Here is a 989-nt window from a genome sequence, read left to right on the forward strand (position 1 = left end):
TCTGCGATCACGACCGGATCAGAGAGGGGTCGGCCGAAGCGGGTCCCGTTCGCCCGCGCAGCGGCGATGCCGGCGTTGACGCGTTCGACGATGAGCTCGCGCTCGTACTCGGCGAGCGTGGCGAGCATGTTCAGCATCAGCCGGCCGGTAGATGTAGACGGGTCGATGACATCCGAGATCGACTGCACCTGCACGCCGCGCTCGCGCAGCAGGTTCACCGTGTTCAACACATCGATCAACGAGCGGCCGAGGCGATCGACTCGCCAGACAACGACGATGTCCCCGTCCTCCGCGTACTCGAGCAGCTTCTTCATCCCCCGCCGCTCAATCGCCGACTTGCTCCCGGACGTCACGTCCGCGAATACGTCGCGCTTCTGCACGCCAGCCGCCACGAGCGCGTCAACCTGCAACTGCGCATCCTGACTGGATGTACTCACACGCGTATAACCGAGAAGTCTCACGTGTCCAGTCTGACTCAGAATGTCCTTCCCAGCAGACTTCTGAGACGAAAGACTTCGAGACAAGTTACCGAGACAGCGGGACCTCCGCCGTCCCGTCCGAGGCCGACCTCGGAACGGCCGTCGACGAGATGTCTCAGAAAGCTACTGGTTTCTACAACATGCCTTTATGGCCTTTCTGGGCGCAGTCGGTCAATCGCACACAAAACCTAGGAACGAGTGGCTGCCCGACGAGTGAAGCCGTTAGCGTCTCCGTTCCGTCGCCGCTAGGCAGGCCGAGACAAGAACCAGTCTTAGGAGGGCTCGACATTGACGCGCCGGCACGCTGAACACGCATCAACAGATGCAGCGAGAACGAGCGCGAGCTCATCGTAGACGGGTCAACGCCGACATCGCCGCCGCGCGGGCGAATGGGACCCGCTTCGGCCGACCCCTCTCTGATCCGGTCGTGATCGCAGAAAAGCTTTCGATCACCACCGACGCTCGCGCTCGCGGCCGCACCGCCGAGGACGCCGCTCACCTCGTCGGATG

Annotated in this window: 1 protein-coding gene and 1 pseudogene; one reads left to right on the forward strand and one right to left on the reverse strand. The window is 62.9% G+C overall.

The window, feature by feature from the left end:
* On the reverse strand, nucleotides 1-461 hold a 461-nt coding region (locus C5C54_RS17490; protein ID WP_104288911.1), incomplete at its 3' end, for a recombinase family protein.
* Between the two features lie 344 nt (nucleotides 462-805).
* On the opposite strand from C5C54_RS17490, the pseudogene C5C54_RS18175 reads away from it, so the two are divergent.
* Nucleotides 806-989: pseudogene (locus C5C54_RS18175) on the forward strand (recombinase family protein); the annotation flags it as partial.

The organism is Rathayibacter sp. AY1F2, from assembly GCF_002930885.1.
Classification (GTDB): domain Bacteria; phylum Actinomycetota; class Actinomycetes; order Actinomycetales; family Microbacteriaceae; genus Rathayibacter.